Below are 853 nucleotides of genomic sequence, written 5' to 3'. Positions count from 1 at the left end.
GCGTCGGCCGCCCGTACGGCGTCCGCCCCGCGGCTGCCGGTCCCGGTGATCTCGATCACCGGCGCGTCCGGCGAGGTGGTGCCCCGGACCAGCCCGGCCGTGCTCCGGCCCAGTTGTGCGGCGGCCCCGGCCAGCACCTGCGGCTGCCCGGCCAACCTCCCGTACGGCTGAGTGTGGCTGACGGCAGTGGTGCTTTCCCTCGGGCCCTGCGGGACCATGACGATGTAGGAGTTGGCGGCATAGCTGGGGTGCGTAAGGAGGCAGTGGCCGGTTCCGGCCGCGGCGCCGAGCGGTATCGTGAGCGAGGCTGGCCACCAGTGGCTGGTCAGTGCACGTGCGCTGCGGCTCAGTTCGGACATGGGTGCTCCGTAAGTTGTTAGGCGGCCCGGGAGGGCCGGATGTGGCTGGTGGGTGCTTGCCCGTTGTGGCTCCCAAAGAGTGGCCGTTCGGCTCTCCGGGGCGTCCTGGCTGCTGATTGAGATCTGCGTTCCGGTCGCTGTTTACGAAGCTGACGGCGGGGTGTTCCTCGGGCCGACGGCGAAGCGGGCAGCGTACGGAGGGGCGAGTGAGCAAGCAGTGGGACCAGGTATGGGTCGGCGTCGATGCAGGCAGGGGCCACCACTGGGCAGCCGTGGTCGACGACACCGGTGCGACCCTGTGATCGCGGAAGATCGACAACGACGAGTCGGCGATCCTGACAGCGATCGGCGAGATCCATGCCCTGGCCGACCAGTTCGCCTGGACGGTGAACATCTGCCGGGGTTGGTCAGGGTGGCGACTTCGCAGGTGTGGTGGTCCGGCAGGTGGCGGAGGATCAGTTGGAGTTGGCGTTCGGCGCCGCCTGAGGCCAGTC

General features: G+C 69.4%; 1 protein-coding gene and 1 pseudogene. One reads left to right on the top strand and one right to left on the bottom strand.

The annotated features are described in order from the left end of the window. Positions 1-359, bottom strand: a 359-nt coding sequence (locus tag UK12_RS32780) for a hypothetical protein (RefSeq protein ID WP_045306854.1), incomplete at its 3' end; no start/stop codon positions are given. A 206-nt stretch (positions 360-565) separates the two neighbouring features. On the opposite strand from UK12_RS32780, the pseudogene UK12_RS43840 reads away from it, so the two are divergent. After that, positions 566-754, top strand: a pseudogene (locus UK12_RS43840) (IS110 family transposase); the annotation flags it as partial. Between the last annotated feature and the right edge of the window lie 99 nt (positions 755-853).

It is taken from the genome of Saccharothrix sp. ST-888 (assembly GCF_000955975.1).
GTDB lineage: Bacteria > Actinomycetota > Actinomycetes > Streptomycetales > Streptomycetaceae > Kitasatospora.
This window is presented reverse-complemented; position numbering and strand designations above follow the sequence as displayed.